This is a genomic window from Camelimonas sp. ID_303_24 (assembly GCF_053543495.1).
In genome coordinates this window covers 13,132-30,741 of sequence record NZ_JBLLJM010000030.1, presented here as the reverse complement: position 1 = coordinate 30,741, position 17,610 = coordinate 13,132, and the positions used below count along the sequence as shown (strand labels likewise).

Here is a 17,610-nt window from a genome sequence, read left to right as displayed (position 1 = left end):
GAATGTCGATCCGTCCTAGAGCCATTCCCGATCAATATGGACCGGGACGAACTCCGTCCTCCTGGTTGGAGTGCTTTCTGGCCAGATGATTCCAGCTGGCCAGAAAGCGCTCCAGATCTGGATTATCCTGTCCGGATCGCTCCTGCGGCCTGTCATGAAGAACAGTAGATCAGCTTTCACGAGAAACCCGGATGGGCGGTCTGCCTGATCCAGCTTCGTGCGCCCCGCAAACCATGACTGATGCGCCATTGATCCGGTTTCCCGGCGGATTGCGATGGTTCACCAGTAAATTACTTCATCGCCATTAGTGGTATGGCCATGTGGCGTCAAGATCATCTATCCTCGCCGAGTATTCAGTGCTGATCGCATCCATTGAGATGCGCGCCGGCCCGCAGGAGCGCGCCGGAGCAGGGAGGATATGAGTATGGTTGCAGCCGGGAAGCACGATCCGGACAATTCGTTCGTCACCGCGCCATCGCGCCGTCGCGCCGCCATGAAGGCGCTGGCGTTGGGGACGGTCGCCCTTGCCGCTGTCTGGAGCCACGCCGCAGGCGCCCAGGGCGGCCCCACCCTGCCAGACCCGGCGGCAACCGACCCGATCAAGCTCGGCTGGATGCAGGGCTCGCCGCCGCCGAAGGACAAGACGATCCGCGCCGCCGATGGCAGCATGCTGAAGTTTCCGCAAACCCGCTGGTCGTTCAACCACATGCGTGAGTTGCTGCCAACGCGCGACGTGCGTCATGCGGAGACGCCTTCCAGACTGGTATCGCAGCCCGCCGAACTGGACGGCCTGACGTTCAAGACCATGACCGGCGCCGACATGACCTGGAAGGAGATGCTGGCCAACACCTACACCGACAGCATTCTCGTGATGCATGACGGCAAGGTGATCTACGAGCGCTATTTTGGCGCCGCAGCGCCGCACCGGCCGCACCAGGCGATGTCCGTCACCAAATCGTTTGTCGGCACCCTGGCGGCCATGCTGGCGGCGGAAGGCAAGCTCGACCCGCAGGCGCCTGTCACCAAATATGTGCCAGAGCTGAAGGATTCGGCCTATGGCGACGCTACCGTGCGCGACGTCATGGATATGCGCATCGGCGTCAAATACACCGAAAACTACGCCGATCCGACATCGAGCATCTGGGACTACGCCCGGGCCGGCGGCATCCTGCCGCGACCGCCGGGCTACAAGGGGCCGGACAATTTCTCCGAATTTCTTGTGGCGCTGCCCAAGGAAGGGCCGCACGGCAAGGACTTCGCCTACAAGACCAGCAACGCCGAAGTGCTGGCCTGGATCGTGCGCAGGGCTGGCGGCAAATCCCTTGCGGAATTGCTGCGGGAGCAGATCTGGGAGCCGGTGGGCGCCGATGACGACGCCTACTTCCTGATGGACCCGGCGGGAGATGAATCCGGCGGCGGCGGTCTGAACGCCACCTTGCGGGACATGGCCCGCTTCGGCGAGCTGATGCGCAATGACGGCAAGGTTGGCGATCGCCAGGTGATTCCGGCTGGCGTCGTCGCCGACATCCGTAATGGCGGCGACCGCGACGCCTTCGTCGCAGCCGGCTACAAGACGCTGCCTGGCTGGTCCTATCGCAACATGTGGTGGGTGACGAACAACGCCAACAAGGCGTTCATGGCGCGCGGCATCCATGGTCAGTCGATCTATGTCGATCCGGCCGCGAAGATGGTGATCGCCCGCTTCGCCTCCCACCCCATCGCCGCCAACGCCGCCAATGATCCGCTGACCCTGCCGGCCTTCTCCGCCATGGCGGCGCATCTAATGAAGCAGAAACCCTGATCCATCAGGCGTGACGGAGGGTTTGTCGCCGCCGTCACGCCGCGTTATGGACGCCTTGCCACCGTTTGCATGATGCAGGTGCTCAGGCTAGAGCAGTTCTTGTCGGGTATTGCCGGCCAGGCTCGAGCATCGGGGGACACCGTCACAATGACACGGCAGAGCGGCGAGCCCCCGGAGGGCAACGCTGGTGAGCGCAAGGCGACCATCGGGCGTTCATCGGGCGGTTCTGTCCGCCCTGTTGATCTCGCGCGAACGCTCGCCAGGAATCTGCTGCCGCTTGGCGCACGAAACTGGCTGCGCCGTCGCTTGGCGCCATATATAGCTAACAGCGCGCTGGTCCGTCGCCTGCTCGGCGCAGGCGGGGCGCCCTATCGTTATGTCTCGCCACGGCGTCCGGCTGATCTCGCCGGGATCCTGGCGGAGCCAGGGCTCAATATCCGTTTCTCGATTGTCACGCCGACCTGGAATACGCCGCCCGTCCTGCTGGAGGCGATGATCGCCTCGGTGCAGGCGCAATGGTATCCACACTGGCAATTGATCCTGGCTGATGACGCCAGCCCATCGCAAGAAACGCGGACGGCGCTGGCGCAGATTTCCGATCCGCGCATCCAGGTGCTGTTCACGGAGCAGAACGGCGGCATTTCCGCCGCCACCAACCGCGCCATCGCGGCGGCGACCGGCGACTACATCGTTTTTCTTGATCACGATGACGAACTGACGGTCGATTGTCTGTATGAGCTGGCGCGGGCGATCCGCGACACGGGCGCGGACTATCTGTACAGCGACGAGGACAAGCTCTCGCCGCGCGGTCGGCATTTTGAGCCATTCTTCAAGCCGGACTGGTCGCCCGACACGCTGATGAGCATCATGTACACCTGTCACGTCAGTTGCGTGCGCAGGGGGCTGCTGGATGAGACGGGGCTGTTGCGGCCAGAGTTCGATGGCAGCCAGGACTGGGATCTGGTGCTGCGGATTGCCGAAAGGGCGCGGCGCATCGTGCACATCCCCAGGGTGCTGTATCACTGGCGCGTCAATCCAGGCTCGGCGGCGGGAGATCAGGACGCCAAGCCCTATGCGATCGACGCCGGCAAACGGGCGCGGGAAGACGCCCTGGCCCGGCGCGGCATATCCGGCGTGCTGGAGCCATTGCAGGAGGCGCGCGGCTTTTTCCGCGTGCGTCCGCATGTGCAGGGCGCGCCGCTGATCTCCATTATCATTCCGAGCAAGAACAATGGCCGCGTGCTCGGCGTGTGCCTGGAGTCCATCCGGACCAGGTCCAGCTACCAGAATGTTCAGGTTGTCGTGCTCGATAACGGCACGACGGACGCCGCCACCTTGCAGATGCTCGATGAAGAACAGCGCAAGGGCGTGAAGGTCATCCGCCATGATGCGCCGTTCAACTATTCGGAGCTGAATAATATTGGCGCGCGCCATTCGGATGGCGAGCTGCTGTTGTTCCTCAACGACGACACGGAAGTCATCACACCTGACTGGCTGGAGCGCATGGCCGGTTTTGCGCAACTGCCACACATCGGCGCGGTTGGCGCGAAACTGTTGTACCCGCAGAGCCGGGGCGTGCAGCATGTGGGCGTGATCAATTCGGAGATTGGTCCGGTTCACGCCCTGTTGCATGAGCGGGCGGACACGCCTGGCTACTTCTTGCGCAACGTACTGGAATATAACTGGCTTGCTGTGACCGGGGCCTGTTTGATGATCGCACGCGCGAAGTTCGACGCGGTTGGCGGATTCGATGAGCAACTGCCTGTTGCTTATAACGATGTCGACTTGTGTTTCCGTCTCTATGAGCGCGGTTACTACAATATCGTGGCGTCGGCGGCGCAACTGCTTCACTATGAGTCGATCAGCCGGGGCAATGATTTAACGGATCCGGCGAAACGGGCGCGTCTCGATGCCGATCGGGAAAAGCTCTATGACGCGCACCCGGGCCTCCGTAACCGGGATCCGTTTTATAATCCCAATTTCCATCCGCGGGGGGCGCATTTCGAACTTGCGGGGTGACGGTTGCGGTCAGGAGGCGGGGCTTCCAAAAGCGTGATCGTTATCTGAACTCCGCCAGCCGGGGTGAGCCTCCAGGGGCGCCTTCCACATTCCTGAGACCTAAAGTCCGTGACCAGCCCCGTCCCCGCCAGTTCCGGCATGACCGGCCGCCTGTGGCTGCTGATCTTGCTGATGTCCGCCCTGTGGGGCGGCGGCTTCATGTTTATCAAGTTCGCGCTCGCGGGTTTTGCGCCATTCAGTGTGGTGGCCGGGCGGGTGGGGGTGGCCGCGATTGCGCTTGGCCTCATCGTGGCGGTGGGCCGCCAGCGTCTGCCGCGCGAGGCTAAGGTCTGGCGGGCGTTCTTCATCATGGGGGCGCTCAACAATCTGATCCCGTGGATGATGGTGGCGTGGGCGCAGACGCAAATTCCCTCCAGCATGGCGGCGATTCTCAACGCGCCGACGCCACTGCTGACGGCGGTGATGGCGCATCTGCTGACCGATGACGAGAAGCTGACGCGGCAAAGGTTCACGGGTGTGCTGGCCGGCATGCTGGGCGTCGCCATGGTGGTAGGGCCAGGCGTGCTGTCCGGCATGGACAGCGCCGTGCTGGCGCAAATCACCTGCCTGTCGGCTACGGTCAGCTACGCCGCGTCCGCCGTCTATGGCAGGGTCTTCCGCAGCATGGAGGTGACCCCGGTGGTCGCCGCCTTCGGCCAGCAATTGATGGTGGCCTGCGTCATCGTTCCGCTGGCGCTGGTCGTTGACCAGCCGTGGACCCGACCAGCGCCTGGCGCAGGGGCGATCGCCGCTGTGCTGGCGCTGGGCGTGATCGCCACGGCGCTGCCCTACATCATTTTCTACCGGGTGCTGGCGGAGGCTGGAGCCACCAATCTGATGCTGGTGAACCTGCTGATCCCGGGGTGGGCGGTGGCGCTCGGCGCCATGGTGCTGGGCGAGCGGCTGCCGCCCACAGCCTTTCTGGGCATGGCCATGGTTGTCGCGGGTCTGGCGGTGATCGACGGCCGGCTGTTTCCGGCGATATGGCGTCGGCTCACCGGGCGAAGCTGACGCGAGAAGCAGGGTGAGCCTGACCGGCCGGATGCTGGTCAGGACCGGACGCAGGCCCGCGTTTTCCAGCTGGCGGGCCAGGCGCAACCGCCTGGCCACTACTATTCGCTCAGGCAGGGAAAGCTGAATCCGTCCGGGCCTTGCGGATGGGACGCCGCGCCAGCATCCGTGCGACCTGCGCGGGCGCGCCTCAGCTTTTTGGCAATTGCGAGAAGGCGGCCACGACCTGCTCGTAGACCGGGCGCTTGAACGGGATGATCAGGTCCGGCAGGCTGTCCATGGGCGCCCAGCGCCATTCGCTGAACTCCGCCCTGTGGCCGCCGGCGGGATGGCGCACATTGATCTCCGACTCATTGCCGGTGAAGCGCAGCGCGAACCATTTCTGCTTCTGGCCGCGATACCGGCCCCGCCAGGAGCGGCGCAGGATTTCCTGCGGCAGATCATAGCTGTACCAGGCCGGCGCTTCGGCGACGAGTTCAACCGAGCTCACGCTGGTTTCCTCGTAGAGCTCGCGCAGGGCGGCGGGGTAGGGCTCCTCGCCGTCGTCAATGCCGCCCTGGGGCATTTGCCAGGAATAGGCGGCGTTGACGTGCTCTGGCCCCGCCTCATTGCGGCGTTTGCCGACGAACACCTCATTGTCGCGATTGAGCAGCATGACGCCGACGCACAGGCGATAGGGAAGTTTCAAAAAGCGCTTGTCGTCAGTCATGGCAGGCCTCGCCCGGGATAAATTTGGTGGCGCTCCGGCGGCCAAGAGACATCCGGCCCATCCGGGCCAGCCTTGTCCTGCGCCTTATGCTGCAGACCCCGAAGAACTTCCGGGGGCCGTTGTTATGCCGGATGCGACCCTGCTCTGGCAATGGTCTTGGGCATGACCGTGATCCCGCCATGTGTGGCTGCGGCTGATCCAGCCAGCGCGTCGCCTGTCTCCAGCATGGAAGGCGCCTTGCCCGGCATTGGCGCGCGTCACGCCGCCAGACCCCGGGCTGGCTTTCACGAGCAGCCTTGCCGAGCCAGTTGGGCAATGAAAAAGACCCTGGCGAGGCATCGCCAGGGTCTTGCTTCGGGTTTCAGCCCAATTCCGGCCAGCCGCCTCAGTTGGCCTTGGCTTTCTGCGGGTCGGCGGGTTTGGCGACCGCGGCGGTGGCGCGACCTGTGCGCAGCAGCTCAAGGGCGGCCTGCAATTGCTTGTCCTTGGCCGGGTCCGGCGGGATGTAGGCCGAGGAACCGGATTGCTCCTCCGGCTCCTTGTCCTTGCTCGCCTTGTCTTTTCCGGTCTTGTCTTTTCCAGTGCTGTCCGGCGTCGCCTTGCCGGCGTCGGGGGCGGCCTTGTCGTCCGGCTTCGCCTGGGCGGCGTCCTGCTGCTCCGCCTTGTCCCTGTCGCGGCGCTCGCCGGAGAGGTGGCCCTTCAGGCCGGCTTCGCCCTTGGTTTCGTCCTTGCCCTTCCACTCGTCGGGAATGTCCTGCAGCACCACCATGTCCGGGTCGATGCCCTTGGCCTGGATGGAGCGGCCGGACGGCGTGTAGTAGCGGGCGGTGGTGAGCCGCAGCGCGCCATTGGAGCCGAGCGGAATGATGGTCTGCACCGAGCCCTTGCCGAACGAGCGCGTGCCGATGAGCGTGGCGCGCTTGTGATCCTGCAGGGCGCCGGCGACGATTTCGGCCGCCGAGGCGGAGCCGCCGTTGATCAGCACGACCACCGGCTTGCCATTGGTGAGATCGCCGTTGCGGGCGCTGAAGCGCTGGGTTTCGTCGGCGTTGCGGCCACGGGTCGAGACGATCTCGCCGCGGTTCAGGAAGGCGTCGGAGACGTAAACCGCCTGATCAAGCAGGCCGCCGCGGTTGTTGCGCAGGTCAAGGACGTAGCCCTTGATCTTGTCGGCGCCGATTTCCTTGGTGGTTTTTTCGATGGCCGCCTTCACGTCGTCGAAGCTGTGTTCGATGAACTGGGTCAGGCGGATGTAGGCGATGTCGCCCTCAACGCGCGAGCGCACCGAGCGGATCGAGATCATCTCGCGGTTCAGCGTCACCTGCAGCGGCTCCTTGCGGCCCGGGCGCTGGATGGTGAGCGTGACCTTGGTGTTGACCGGGCCGCGCATCTTGTCGACGGCCTGGTTCAGCGCCATGCCCTGCACCGCTTCACCGTCAATCTTGGTGATGAGGTCATTGGTCAGGATGCCGGCGCGGGCGGCGGGCGTGTCGTCGATCGGCGTCACGACCTTGATCTGCCCGTCCTCCTGCGTCACCTCGATGCCGAGGCCGCCGAACTGGCCGCGCGTTTCCACCTGCATGTCCTTGAACGCTTTCGCGTCCATGTAGCTGGAATGCGGATCAAGCGATGAGAGCATGCCATTGATGGCCGACTCGATCATCTTGCCTTCGCTGGGCTTCTCGACGTAGTCGCTGCGAACCTTTTCAAACACGTCGCCGAACAGGTTGAGCTGGCGGTAGATGTCTGGCGAGGCTGCGGTGGCGCTGGTCGTGGACATCAACCGGGTCTGCGTCGCCACGAGCGACATGCCGACGCCCATCGCCACGCCGCAAACCAGAATGGAAATCTTTCGCATTATCCGCGAACCTTTTCGCCTTGAGACGCGCCCTGGGATCTGGACCACCAGGGCGTGGGGTCGATCGCCCCGCCATCCTTACGGAATTCGATGTAGAGCGCCGGTCCTGGATGTGTATCCGCCCGTCCGCCCCCGGTTGCTTCTGTGTTGTCAGGCGTCCCTGTATTGGCCTTGCCCGCGTCGCCAGCGCCAGACTGCCCCATGGTGGCGACTGGTTCGCCAGCCAGAACGAACTGGCCGAGACTGACGTTGATCCGCTCCATGCCCGCCAGCAGGACATAGTACCCACCGCCGGCATTTATGATCAAGAGTTGGCCGAACGAGCGGAAAGGGCCGGCAAATGATACCCAACCATCAGATGGCGCCGAAACAACGGCGCCGGGCTGCGCCGCGATGGTAATTCCCTGTGTCTTGCCGCCGGCAGAATCCGAGGTTCCAAAGGAAACCACCTCTTTTCCGCCCACCGGCAGCGGCAACTGGCCGCGCGCGTCCACGAAGGCGATCTTCGGTTCAAGACGGGCCGGATCCTTGAACGCCAGCGAAGCGAGCTGTTCCTTGGCGTTCTTGAGATCCGCCTCGGCCTTGCGCGCCGCCTCGGTATTGCGCTGGGCTGCGCCGAGCTCCGATTCCAGCCTGGCGATCAGGCTCTTGAGGTCCGTGGCCTGCCTGGCCAGCGCCGCGGCCTGGCTGGTCTGGTCGCTGGTTTCCTGCTCGGCGCCGGCGAGACGGGCCTGACGCGCCTCGATCAGCGCCGCCAGCCGCCGCCGCTCCTCGACGATCGCCTCCATTTCCCGGAACAGGGTCTGCTTGTCGGCCTTGATGGCGTCGCCAAGCCGCACCAGCTCCGCCAGGTCGGTGGCGAGGGCGCGGGTTTCGGCGCGCAACTCCGGCAGCACGGCGCCCAGCAGTATCGATGTGCGCACCGCCGTCAGCAGATCGTCGGGGCTGGCGAGCACCGCCGGCGGCGGCCGCCGGCCGATGCGCTGCAGCGCCGCCATGACCTCGACGATCACGTCCTGGCGGCTCTGGAACGATTTGCGGATGGCGGCGGCGCTGTCGTTAAGGGTGGCGAGGCGCGATTCGAGTTCGGCGATGCGCTCCTCCGTCGCCTGCACCTTGCTGGTGGTGTTCAGCAGGGCGCCGTTGAGGCGGGCGCGGTCCAGCTTGATCGCGGCGATTTCCGCTTCCAGACGAATCCGCGCTTCCTCGCTGGAATGCAGCCGGGTTTCGATGGCCTTCAGCTCCGCTTCCCGCGCATCCTTTTCGGTCTGGCGGGTGTTGGCGCCGGCGCGTTGCTGGGCAAGGGCCGGGCCGGGAGGAAGCGCGAAGACGGCCGCCGCCGTCAGGGCGCAGGCCAGCAGGCCACTCCTGGCGATTCGCAGGGTGGGAAGGTTGCGGCGCGAATGGTGCGGCGGGAGCGCGGAATGAACCATGTTCAGGTGTGCTCGGATGGTGTGCTCAGATGCTGGCCGCGTGGGCGACAGGCGAGCGGCGCAACGCCTCACAGTGACTGATATGGCGCCGAGGTAAACGCAGCCTTTGCATCATCAACCATTTTGTTCCGCCAGAAGCGCCAGTCAGGCGCAGATGAGGGGCGCGGCGACAGCGGGCCGACGCGATTGACCGCGACAATCAATGGCAAACAAGGCGATGCGGTGGCGCCCGGCGCGAAAATGCGCCGGCGCTCAGCTGCGATGATAGGGATGACCGTCGATGATCGTCATCATCCGGTAGATCTGTTCCAGCGCCAGCACCCGCACCAGCTGGTGCGGCAGCGTCATGGCGCCGAAGGAGAGGACCAGCCGGGCCTGGTCGCGCACGGCCGGGTCAAGCCCGTCGGCGCCGCCGATAACAAAGCACGCGTGCTCCGCGCCGCCGTCGCGCAGGGCGGCGAAGCGCGCCGCGACCGTCTCGCTGCCGAGGGCCGCGCCGCGCTCGTCAAAGGCAATGATGACGCCGCCTTGCGCCTTGCCGAGAATCGCCTGCGCTTCCTCGGCCTTGCGCCGGCCGGCGTCGGCCGCGCGGCTCTCCGGCAGCTCAACCACATTGACCGCGCTGACGCCGAGCGGACGTCCCTGGGCGACGGCGCGCTGGTGATAGCGGTCGGCCAGCTCCCGTTCCGGGCCAGCTTTCATGCGGCCGACGCAGATCAGCGAGATTTTCAAGGACGTGGTCCCATGGCCTGGCGCGTCATTGCCGCCCCGATATAGGGCAGGGCGGCAAATGCGGGCGTTCGGCGGATCGCGTCAGGAAGCGGTTCCGGCGGCCGGCGCGGCGCCCCACATCTTTTCCAGATTGTAGAAGACGCGGACTTCCGGGCGGAAGATGTGAATGATGAGGTCGCCAGCGTCGACCAGCACCCAGTCACAGGACGGGAAGCCCTCGTCCTTGATGCCCTTGACGCCCGCCGCCTTGAGGTCCTCGATCAGCTTTTCGGCGATCGAGCCCACATGGCGGTTGGAGCGGCCGGAGGCGATGATCATGGCGTCGGCCAGCGACGTCTTGCCCGTCAGGTCGAGCTGGACGATGTCTTCCGCCTTCATCTCGTCAAGGCTGTGCAAGGCGACCGAGAGGACATTGGCGAGGGCGACGTCCGCGTTGACGTCCGCGGCCTGCGGTTCGGTGTCCGGAATGCGATTGGGCATATGGTAGCGCGCCTGGTCCCTTGCGTGAAAAACGATGTCTGAAAACGTGCCCCCATCATAGCCGTTACGTCAGCCAGGTTCAACGGAGCGGCGGGGGCTTTCCGCAGCTCAGGACGGGCTGCCTCCCGGAGGGGGCGCCTGGCCGGCGCTGGCGCGCAACGCGGTGGAGGATAATGGCGAGCGCGGGCCATGCAGCAGCACCCAGGCTGGGGTGGGCGATGTGGCCAGCCGCCGCGCTTCGGCTTCCGGCAGGCGGGCCGCGGCGAATGTGCGCGCCGCGATGGCGGCGGTGGCGGCCAGGGTATGGCCCGGCCGGTCGATCACCGCCACCGGGATGCGGCGCATGATGTCGCGCCAGTGGCGCCAGCGGTGCAGCGCCGCCATGCTGTCGCCACCCATGATCCAGACGAAATGCACGTCCGGAAAGCGCCGTTGCAGCCAGACTATGGTGTCGTGGCTGAACCTGGCGCCGATATCCTGCTCAAAGCCGGTCACGTGGTGGCGGGCGCGGCCGGCGATCGCGCGAACCTGGGCGATGCGCGTGGCGATGGGCAACAGACCGTTGACGCTTTTCAGCGGGTTGCCCGGCGTCACCAGCCACCAGACGCGGTCGAGCCCCAGCCGCTTCATCGCCTGGTCGGCGACAAGGCGATGGGCGGCGTGCGGCGGGTTGAACGAACCGCCATACAGGCCGATGCGCGCCCCGGGCGCGAGCGGCGGCAGGCGCCAGCGCGGAATCATGCGGCGCGCGTCCGGACAGGGCATGCCCGAACAAAATCGCCGGCGGTTGCGTTACATATGCAGGGAGGTAACCGACGCAAGGAGGTTGTCATGTTCATCCACGTCACAGATCCGGTCGACAATACCCGCATCCTGCTGAACGCGTCATGCGTGCTGATGGTGCGCGGCACGGTTCATGGCGGATCGGCCATCTATCTCACCACCAGCGCGGCGCATCACCCGGACGTGCTGCTGGCGCGGGAAACGCCCGAGGAAATGCAGGCGCTGCTGGCCGGTGAAACCGCCCCGCCGCGCCCGATGACGGAAACGCCGGTGGAAACGGCGCGCCCGGCGCACTAGAGCAGTCTGCGATCAATCTGGATCGCCAACTGCTCCCGTTTTTCTCGTTTTGAACGCGTTCTGACCTGAGCGCGCTCCAGGGCGTGATGCGAACAGGCGGATGTCGCCTGTACGCGCATGGTCATCCGGGGCCACAGCGCTGAAGCGGAGATGCGCTCCAGGGCCATGTCCACGGCGATGTCTTCAGGCAGGGGGGATGCGCCTGCCTGAAGTCTTTTCTGGCGCTCAGGGACGGGTCTGGCCGGCGCCGCGCACCTTGTACTTGAACGAAGTGAGCTGCTCGGCTCCCACCGGACCGCGCGCGTGCATGCGCCCGGTGGCGATGCCGATTTCGCCGCCGAAGCCGAATTCGCCGCCGTCGGCGAACTGGGTCGAGGCGTTGTGCAGGACAATGGCCGAATCAACCTCATCAAGGAAGCGCTCGGCTTTTTCCGCGTTCTCCGTGATGATGCAGTCGGTGTGCTGGGAGCTCCAGGCGTTGATATGCGCCAGGGCGCCGTCGAGGCCATCGACCAGCCGCACGGCGATGATCGCCTCCAGATATTCAGTGCTCCAGTCCGCCTCCGAAACATCGCTGACGCGCGCATCGACGGCGCGAATGTCCGCGTCGCCGCGCACCTCGCAACCGGCGTCGAGCAGCATGGAAACCAGCGGCGCCAGCAGGCGGCCGGCGGCGGCGCGGTCGATGAGCAGGGTTTCGGCGGCGCCGCAGATGCTGGTGCGGCGCATCTTGGAGTTCAGCACCACGGCGCGGGCCGTGTCGAGATCGGCTTCGGCGTCCACATAGACGTGCACCAGCCCCTCCAGATGGGCGAACACGGGCACCCGCGCCTCGTTCTGCACCCGCTCCACCAGGCTCTTGCCGCCGCGCGGCACGATGACGTCAATGGCGCCGTTCAGGCCGCGCAACATCTCGCCGACGGCGGCGCGGTCGCGGGTGGGGACGAGCTGCACGGCGTCGGCGGGCGCGCCGGCGGCGGCCAGCCCCTCCGACATGGCGTGGGCGATGGCGCTGGCCGAGCGGAAGCTGTCCGAACCGGAGCGCAGGATGACGGCGTTGCCGGCCTTCAGGCTCAGCGCCGCCGCGTCGGCGGTGACATTGGGCCGGCTCTCGAAAATGATGCCGATGACGCCGAGCGGGGTCGATACGCGCTGGATCACCAGACCATTGGGCCGCTCGAAGGTGGCCAGCACCCTGCCAACCGGATCGGGCAGGGCGGCGATGGCGGCGACGCCATCGGCGATGGCGTTGATGCGGGACGCATCCAGCGCCAGCCGGTCGATGTAAGCCTCGGTCTGGCCGTTGGCGCGCGCCTCGGCGATATCCTCGGCGTTGGCGGCGAGGATGCGGGCGCTGGCGCGACGGATGGCGTCGGCGGCCGCCGCCAGCGCCGCGGCGCGGGTTTCCGCGCTGGCCAGGGCCAGCGTGCGGCGGGCGATCACGGCGCGCGCGCCCATGTCCGCCATCAGCGTGGCCACATCGACATCCGGCGCGCCAGGGGTGGCAACGCGGGCCGCAACTGGCGTCGCAACCGGCGTCGCACCTGGCATACCCTGGCCGCGAACAGACTGCGCTGCGCTGGCGGTGTGGGCGAGGTGGGCTGCGGTGCTCATGGATGGGCCTTTGCGTGTTGCGCTGGACAAACGTATGCCCGCCGGGTCTGGCGGCGACGATTGATTACGGTCATCATTATTGGCCGTCGCGCCGGCCAATACAAGGGGTGTGCGGGGCTGGGGCCTCCCTGGCCGTCCGTTTCAGGGCTCCAGCTCCCAGTACGCCAGTTCCTGGCTATCTCCTGGCTCTCTCCCGGCTTCCGGGGTTTCAGCGCCCAGGCCTCAGGCGGCGTCGTCCTTCGCGGCGGCGGTCAGCACCAGCACGTCGCGATGGATCATCTCCGCCCGGCCGGCGTAGCCGACGATGGCGGCGATCTCGCCGCTGCCGTGGCCGGCGATGGCGCGCGCGTCGTCGGCGTCAAAATTGATCAGGCCGCGGGCGACCACCGCGCCGGCGGGGTTCCGCACCAGCACCGGATCGCCGCGGAGGAACTCGCCCTCCACCGCGGTGACGCCGGCGGGCAGCAGGCTCTTGCCCCGGCGCAGCGCCGCCACCGCGCCGTCGTCGATGGTGACCGCGCCGCTGGTTTCCAGCAGGCCGCCGATCCACTTCTTGCGGGCCCGGGCCGGGGTGGAGCGCGACAGGAACCAGGTGGCCGGGCCGCCTTCGGCGATGCGGCGCAGCGGGTGCTCCACCAGGCCGGAGGCGATGATCATGTGGGCGCCGCCGTGGGTGGCGATCTTGCCGGCTTCGATCTTGGTGCGCATGCCGCCGCGCGAGAACTGGGAAGCGGCGCCGCCGGCCATGGCTTCGATCTCCGCCGTGATGCGCGGCACCACCGGGATGTGCTTCGCGGACGGGTCGGAGCCGGGCGGGGCGGTGTAGAGGCCGTCGATATCGGAGAGCAGCACCAGCAGGTCGGCGTCGGCCATGGTGGCGACGCGGGCCGCGAGCCGGTCGTTGTCGCCATAGCGGATTTCGCTGGTGGCGACCGTGTCGTTCTCGTTGATCACCGGAATCGCCCGCCACTCCAGCAGCTTGCCGACGGTGGCGCGGGCGTTGAGGTAGCGGCGGCGCTCCTCGGTGTCCCACAGGGTCACCAGCACCTGGCCGGCGATGACGCCGCGCGCGCCGAGCGCTTCGGACCAGGTGCGGGCAAGGGCGATCTGGCCGACGGAGGCGGCGGCCTGGCTTTCCTCGAGCCGCAGCGGGCCCTGCGGCAGCTTCAGCACGGCGCGGCCCAGCGAGATCGAGCCGGACGACACCACCATGACGTCCTTGCCGGCCTGGTGCAAAGCGGCGAGATCGTCAGCCAGGGCCGACAGCCATTGCTGGCGCACGGCCCCGCGTTCGCGGTCGACCAGCAGGGAGGAGCCAACCTTCACGACGATGCGGCGGAAGCGGTCCAGGGCGGGAATCTCGGTCATGGCTGTGTATCGCCGTTTTGCGCCGTTAAAAGCATCTTCGCGAAAAAGCGGCTGCTGCTCTTTCTGAAGAACATGGATATCGAAACCAGAAGGGCGGCCCTGTCGCGCCGCGCCTGCTCTATACAGCAGGAAGCCGCCAATCCGGAACGGCGACGGGCATGCTGGCGGGCAAAAATCTTTCGCAAAATCTTTCGCAAAGAACTTTCATCGCGTTGTTGCGACGGCTCCGCGCCGGAAACATCACGGCTGCCCGGCTTGTCCTTCGGCCTCCACCCGCCGCAGGCGGCGATGGCGAGGCCGGGTTTTGCGACCTTGGGTCGCGCCGCGTCCGGGCCCGACCTGCCGGCCGGAAAGCAGGATCGCGCGCATGTGCAGCAAGTAAGCACTTGCGCCAGGGCGACGAAGGAGGCAGGAACAGGTTTCCTGTAATGGCTCCAGTTTTGGTCCCGCAGGACGCAGTTTCGCCGGGAGAGGTACATGTCCAGCAGCATCCGTCAGCCATCCGACACGCTTGTCACGGTGTTCGGCGGCTCCGGCTTCGTTGGCCGCCATGTGGTGCGCGCCCTGGCGCGGCAGGGGTATCGCATTCGCGTCGCCGTGCGGCGGCCGGATCTGGCCTTTCACCTGCAGCCGCTGGGTAATGTGGGACAGATCCACGCCGTCCAGGCCAATCTGCGCAACCGGCCCTCGATCGTTCGCGCCATCGCCGGCGCCGATATCGTGGTCAATCTCGTTGGCATCATGCACCAGGGCGGCCGCCAGCGTTTCGACGCGGTGCACGGCTTCGGCGCCCGCGCCGTGGCGGAAGCCGCCAGCGCTGCCGGGGTCGAACGGCTTGTCCACATGTCGGCCCTCGGCGTCAGCGCCGATTCCGGCTCCGCCTACGCCCGCTCCAAGGCCAACGCGGAGAGCGCGGTGCGCGAAGCCTTCCCAGGCGCCGTCATCCTGCGGCCGTCAGTGATGTTCGGGCCGGAGGACCAGTTCTTCAACCGCTTCGCCCAGTTGGCGACCTTCATGCCGGTGCTGCCGCTGGTCGGCGCGGAAACCCGCATGCAGCCGGTGTTCGTCGGCGACGTGGCCGCCGCCGTTGCCAGCGCCGTTGCGGGCGTGGCGACGCCGGGCGCGACCTATGAGCTGGGCGGGCCGGAGACGCTGACGATCCGCGAGGCGATGGCGTTCACCCTCAACACCATCCGCCGCCGCCGCCTCGTCATTGGCCTGCCGTTCGCCCTGGCGCGCCTGCAGGGGCTGGCGCTGGAAATTCTGCACACCGTCTCGCTGGGCCTGCTGCCGGACAGCCTGCGCCTGACCCGCGACCAGGTGGAGCTGCTGCGCCACGACAATGTGGTGTCGCAGGCCGCTGTCGCCGAAAAGCGCGGGCTGGCTGACCTTGGCGTTACGCCCAGCGGTTTCGACGCCATTGTCCCGACCTATCTCTGGCGCTTCCGTGAGAAGGGCCAGTTCGAGCCGCCGCCGCAGGTTGGCTCCGGCGCCCACGGCGCCGAGGCCTGAACGGGCCGGCCTTCCGGCTAACAAAAAACGCCGCCCTCTGGGGCGGCGTTTTTTGTTAGCGCGGGTTATTGAAGGGCGTTTCCGGATGAAGCTTCCGCTTTATCGAAAGCCGTCTCGCCGGTCCGGCGTCAGGAGCCCTGCCGGCGCGGCATCAACTCCACAAGCACCTGCGGCGCCTTTTTGCCGGCGGCTTCGGCGATGGTTTCCAGATTCTGATCGAGGCTTGTCGCCTGGTAGCCGCGCTCGCGCAGGGTGGCGAGCAGTTTGTCGGGCGAGGTCTTCAGCAGCGGCGCCAGATCGGCGAGACGCGCCTGGGTCATCAGCGGCAGGGCGCGGAACGCCGGATTGCCGCCCCGGCCAGGGCCGCTGAGGCCGGAAATGGCGAACGGGATCGCCACCGCCAGCGACAGGACCAGCGGCAGGATGAGCGTCTTGCGTTTCGCGTAATTCACCAGCGGGCGCCAGTTGCGGACCATGTGCAGAACAAACGGCGCCAGCAGCAGCATGCTCAGCCATTCGTGCATGGCGTGGAACGTGCGCGGCGTCCAGCGGAAGAACAGCGCGATGCCGGAAATGGCCGATACGAGAAAAAGGCCAGTGGTCAACGGCGTGGCGTAACGGGTGAGAACGCGATTGTAGAGGCTGTTGGCGGCGGTCGACATCGTGGTTCCGGAAGGCATGCGGGATGGAAGCGGCGGGCTGGAAAGCCGTCGCCGGCGAGGGACAGCCTCGGGCCGCCTCTATCGCATTTCAGGGGGAGCCGATACCAGGGCGCGCCGGAAAAATACGCTGAAACATCAACTTGGAACGGTTCTGAAAAGTGGGGCAGCGCGGCGCGGCGGCAGATCCTGGCCTGTGCCCGTACCTTTACATTTGCCTGGACCTGGCGCGCCGCTTGTCCGGGGCCTCTTCAGCCATGCGGGCAAGGGCCGGCGATTACAGGGTCAGGGCGCTGGCGGATTGGCCAGTTCGGCCCGCTGCACGCTCTTGTGCACGTGCACCATCAGGGCGATGCCGAACAGCGGGGTCAGCAGATTCAGCACCGGCACAGCCACCAGCAGGGCAGCCACCAGGCCGGCGCCGAATACGGTGGGCCGGTTGCGCAGGCGCATGGCTTCCGCCTCGGACATGGGACGGAAGCGCGCCGCCGCCATCTCGAAATACTCGCGCCCGAGCAGGTAGCCATTGGCGATGAAAAACGCCGCCATGTTGACGCCCGGGATGAAAAACAGCAGCAGGGCGAAGAGGTTGATCACCAGCGACAGGCCGGCGAAACGCAGGCCATAGAGCAGGGACATGCCAACGGACAGCGCCTTGCCGGGCGGATCGTCCGGGTAGTCGGTTTTCTCCACCAGCTCGGCCGCATCATCGAGATAATAGCCGGAAACCAGCGCGGAGACCGGCGGAATCAGGAAGGCCAGTCCAACCATCAGTCCGGCGCCCGCCACGAAAAACGCCAGCGTGTCGAGAATGGGCCATGAGGCGCTGAGGCTGTGCGAGGCGAGGTAATGATTCAGCAGGCGGGTGAGGCCAAACCAGACGAGCCCGAGAATCAGCAGGGTCAGGCCGACGGAGCGCAGCAACATGCGCCGGAACGGCGGCGACATGATTTGCCGCAGCGCCTGGGTGGCGGCGTTGAAGATCTGCACGGGGCCGGTGTGTCGCAGGCTGCTGATCAAGGGGGCTCTCGTTGTGCGTGTCCGGAGGCGGCTTCAGACGACAGGATACAGCGGGGGCGTAACCGTCTGTTTAATCATGGGCGCGCCCCGGGTGAGACTGGCGTTGCGCGGCGACGATGGCGCCAGCCGCCTGAACGGCGCCGGATAATCTTCGCGCTGCATGAGGGCTGGTTGCGGCGTGGATATGGCGGCCATGGGGCGTCTGTTGCAAGGCGTCTGGTGCAAGGCGCCCGCTGCATGTCTGGCGCGAATATATGCCGGCCGGGCGGATCCGC

16 protein-coding genes are annotated in these 17,610 nt (G+C 66.4%); 5 read left to right on the top strand and 11 right to left on the bottom strand.

Annotation, left to right across the window (positions count from 1 at the left end; all coding sequences use genetic code 11):
- The first annotated feature begins 418 nt into the window (after nucleotides 1-418).
- The 3 genes from ACERNI_RS16785 to ACERNI_RS16775 all read left to right on the top strand — a co-directional run bounded on the left by ACERNI_RS16785 (nucleotide 419) and on the right by ACERNI_RS16775 (nucleotide 4,870).
- On the top strand, nucleotides 419-1,801 hold the full coding sequence (locus ACERNI_RS16785) for a serine hydrolase domain-containing protein (RefSeq protein ID WP_448834388.1): 1,383 nt from the start codon (nucleotides 419-421) through the stop codon (nucleotides 1,799-1,801).
- Between the two features lie 147 nt (nucleotides 1,802-1,948).
- Entirely contained in the window at nucleotides 1,949-3,820 is a 1,872-nt protein-coding gene (locus tag ACERNI_RS16780; protein ID WP_448834387.1) for a glycosyltransferase family 2 protein, read from the top strand.
- 108 nt (nucleotides 3,821-3,928) lie between these two features.
- Entirely contained in the window at nucleotides 3,929-4,870 is a 942-nt protein-coding gene (locus ACERNI_RS16775; protein ID WP_448834386.1) for a DMT family transporter, read from the top strand.
- Nucleotides 4,871-5,060: 190 nt separating this feature from the next.
- Here the strand turns inward: ACERNI_RS16775 and ACERNI_RS16770 are convergent, their stop codons facing one another.
- The 6 genes from ACERNI_RS16770 to ACERNI_RS16745 all read right to left on the bottom strand — a co-directional run bounded on the left by ACERNI_RS16770 (nucleotide 5,061) and on the right by ACERNI_RS16745 (nucleotide 10,823).
- Nucleotides 5,061-5,579, bottom strand: coding sequence for an RNA pyrophosphohydrolase (locus ACERNI_RS16770; RefSeq protein ID WP_448834385.1), 519 nt, complete (start codon nucleotides 5,577-5,579; stop codon nucleotides 5,061-5,063).
- A gap of 385 nt (nucleotides 5,580-5,964) precedes the next feature.
- The gene (locus tag ACERNI_RS16765; RefSeq protein ID WP_448834384.1) at nucleotides 5,965-7,437 is read right to left on the bottom strand and encodes a S41 family peptidase; all 1,473 of its coding nucleotides are present in this window, start codon (nucleotides 7,435-7,437) and stop codon (nucleotides 5,965-5,967) included.
- Nucleotides 7,437-8,870 carry a murein hydrolase activator EnvC family protein gene (locus ACERNI_RS16760; RefSeq protein ID WP_448834383.1) on the bottom strand — a complete coding sequence of 478 codons (1,434 nt, stop codon included), beginning with the start codon at nucleotides 8,868-8,870 and terminating at the stop codon, nucleotides 7,437-7,439. The genes ACERNI_RS16765 and ACERNI_RS16760 overlap by 1 nt, the downstream gene beginning before the upstream one ends.
- 252 nt (nucleotides 8,871-9,122) lie before the next feature.
- Nucleotides 9,123-9,602 carry a 23S rRNA (pseudouridine(1915)-N(3))-methyltransferase RlmH gene (gene rlmH, locus ACERNI_RS16755; protein WP_448834382.1) on the bottom strand — a complete coding sequence of 160 codons (480 nt, stop codon included), beginning with the start codon at nucleotides 9,600-9,602 and terminating at the stop codon, nucleotides 9,123-9,125.
- Between the two features lie 81 nt (nucleotides 9,603-9,683).
- Entirely contained in the window at nucleotides 9,684-10,082 is a 399-nt protein-coding gene (rsfS, locus tag ACERNI_RS16750; protein WP_132009845.1) for a ribosome silencing factor, read from the bottom strand.
- A 108-nt stretch (nucleotides 10,083-10,190) separates the two neighbouring features.
- A complete protein-coding gene (locus tag ACERNI_RS16745) occupies nucleotides 10,191-10,823 on the bottom strand; it encodes a nicotinate-nucleotide adenylyltransferase (protein WP_448834381.1) in 633 nt (210 codons plus the stop codon).
- Between the two features lie 90 nt (nucleotides 10,824-10,913).
- Between ACERNI_RS16745 and ACERNI_RS16740 the strand changes: the two genes are divergently transcribed.
- The gene (locus tag ACERNI_RS16740) at nucleotides 10,914-11,162 is read left to right on the top strand and encodes a hypothetical protein (protein ID WP_448834380.1); all 249 of its coding nucleotides are present in this window, start codon (nucleotides 10,914-10,916) and stop codon (nucleotides 11,160-11,162) included.
- Between the two features lie 225 nt (nucleotides 11,163-11,387).
- On the opposite strand, the gene ACERNI_RS16735 is transcribed toward ACERNI_RS16740, so the two are convergent.
- The 3 genes from ACERNI_RS16735 to ACERNI_RS16725 form a co-directional block, all read right to left on the bottom strand.
- Complete coding sequence (locus tag ACERNI_RS16735) at nucleotides 11,388-12,713, bottom strand: glutamate-5-semialdehyde dehydrogenase (protein ID WP_448834391.1); 1,326 nt, start codon at nucleotides 12,711-12,713, stop codon at nucleotides 11,388-11,390.
- A 285-nt stretch (nucleotides 12,714-12,998) separates the two neighbouring features.
- Nucleotides 12,999-14,144 (bottom strand): glutamate 5-kinase, encoded by a 1,146-nt coding sequence (gene proB / locus ACERNI_RS16730; protein WP_448834379.1) that lies wholly within the window; start codon nucleotides 14,142-14,144, stop codon nucleotides 12,999-13,001.
- Nucleotides 14,141-14,635, bottom strand: coding sequence for a hypothetical protein (locus ACERNI_RS16725; protein WP_448834378.1), 495 nt, complete (start codon nucleotides 14,633-14,635; stop codon nucleotides 14,141-14,143). Before ACERNI_RS16725 ends, proB begins: the two co-directional genes overlap by 4 nt.
- Here ACERNI_RS16725 and ACERNI_RS16720 point away from each other — a divergent pair.
- Complete coding sequence (locus ACERNI_RS16720) at nucleotides 14,622-15,656, top strand: complex I NDUFA9 subunit family protein (protein WP_448834377.1); 1,035 nt, start codon at nucleotides 14,622-14,624, stop codon at nucleotides 15,654-15,656. The two genes, ACERNI_RS16725 and ACERNI_RS16720, sit on opposite strands and share 14 nt — an antisense overlap.
- Before the next feature lie 128 nt (nucleotides 15,657-15,784).
- Here the strand turns inward: ACERNI_RS16720 and ACERNI_RS16715 are convergent, their stop codons facing one another.
- Nucleotides 15,785-16,318 carry a DUF4405 domain-containing protein gene (locus ACERNI_RS16715; protein WP_448834376.1) on the bottom strand — a complete coding sequence of 178 codons (534 nt, stop codon included), beginning with the start codon at nucleotides 16,316-16,318 and terminating at the stop codon, nucleotides 15,785-15,787.
- Nucleotides 16,319-16,600: 282 nt separating this feature from the next.
- The gene (locus tag ACERNI_RS16710) at nucleotides 16,601-17,263 is read right to left on the bottom strand and encodes a sulfate transporter family protein (RefSeq protein ID WP_448834390.1); all 663 of its coding nucleotides are present in this window, start codon (nucleotides 17,261-17,263) and stop codon (nucleotides 16,601-16,603) included.
- Between the last annotated feature and the right edge of the window lie 347 nt (nucleotides 17,264-17,610).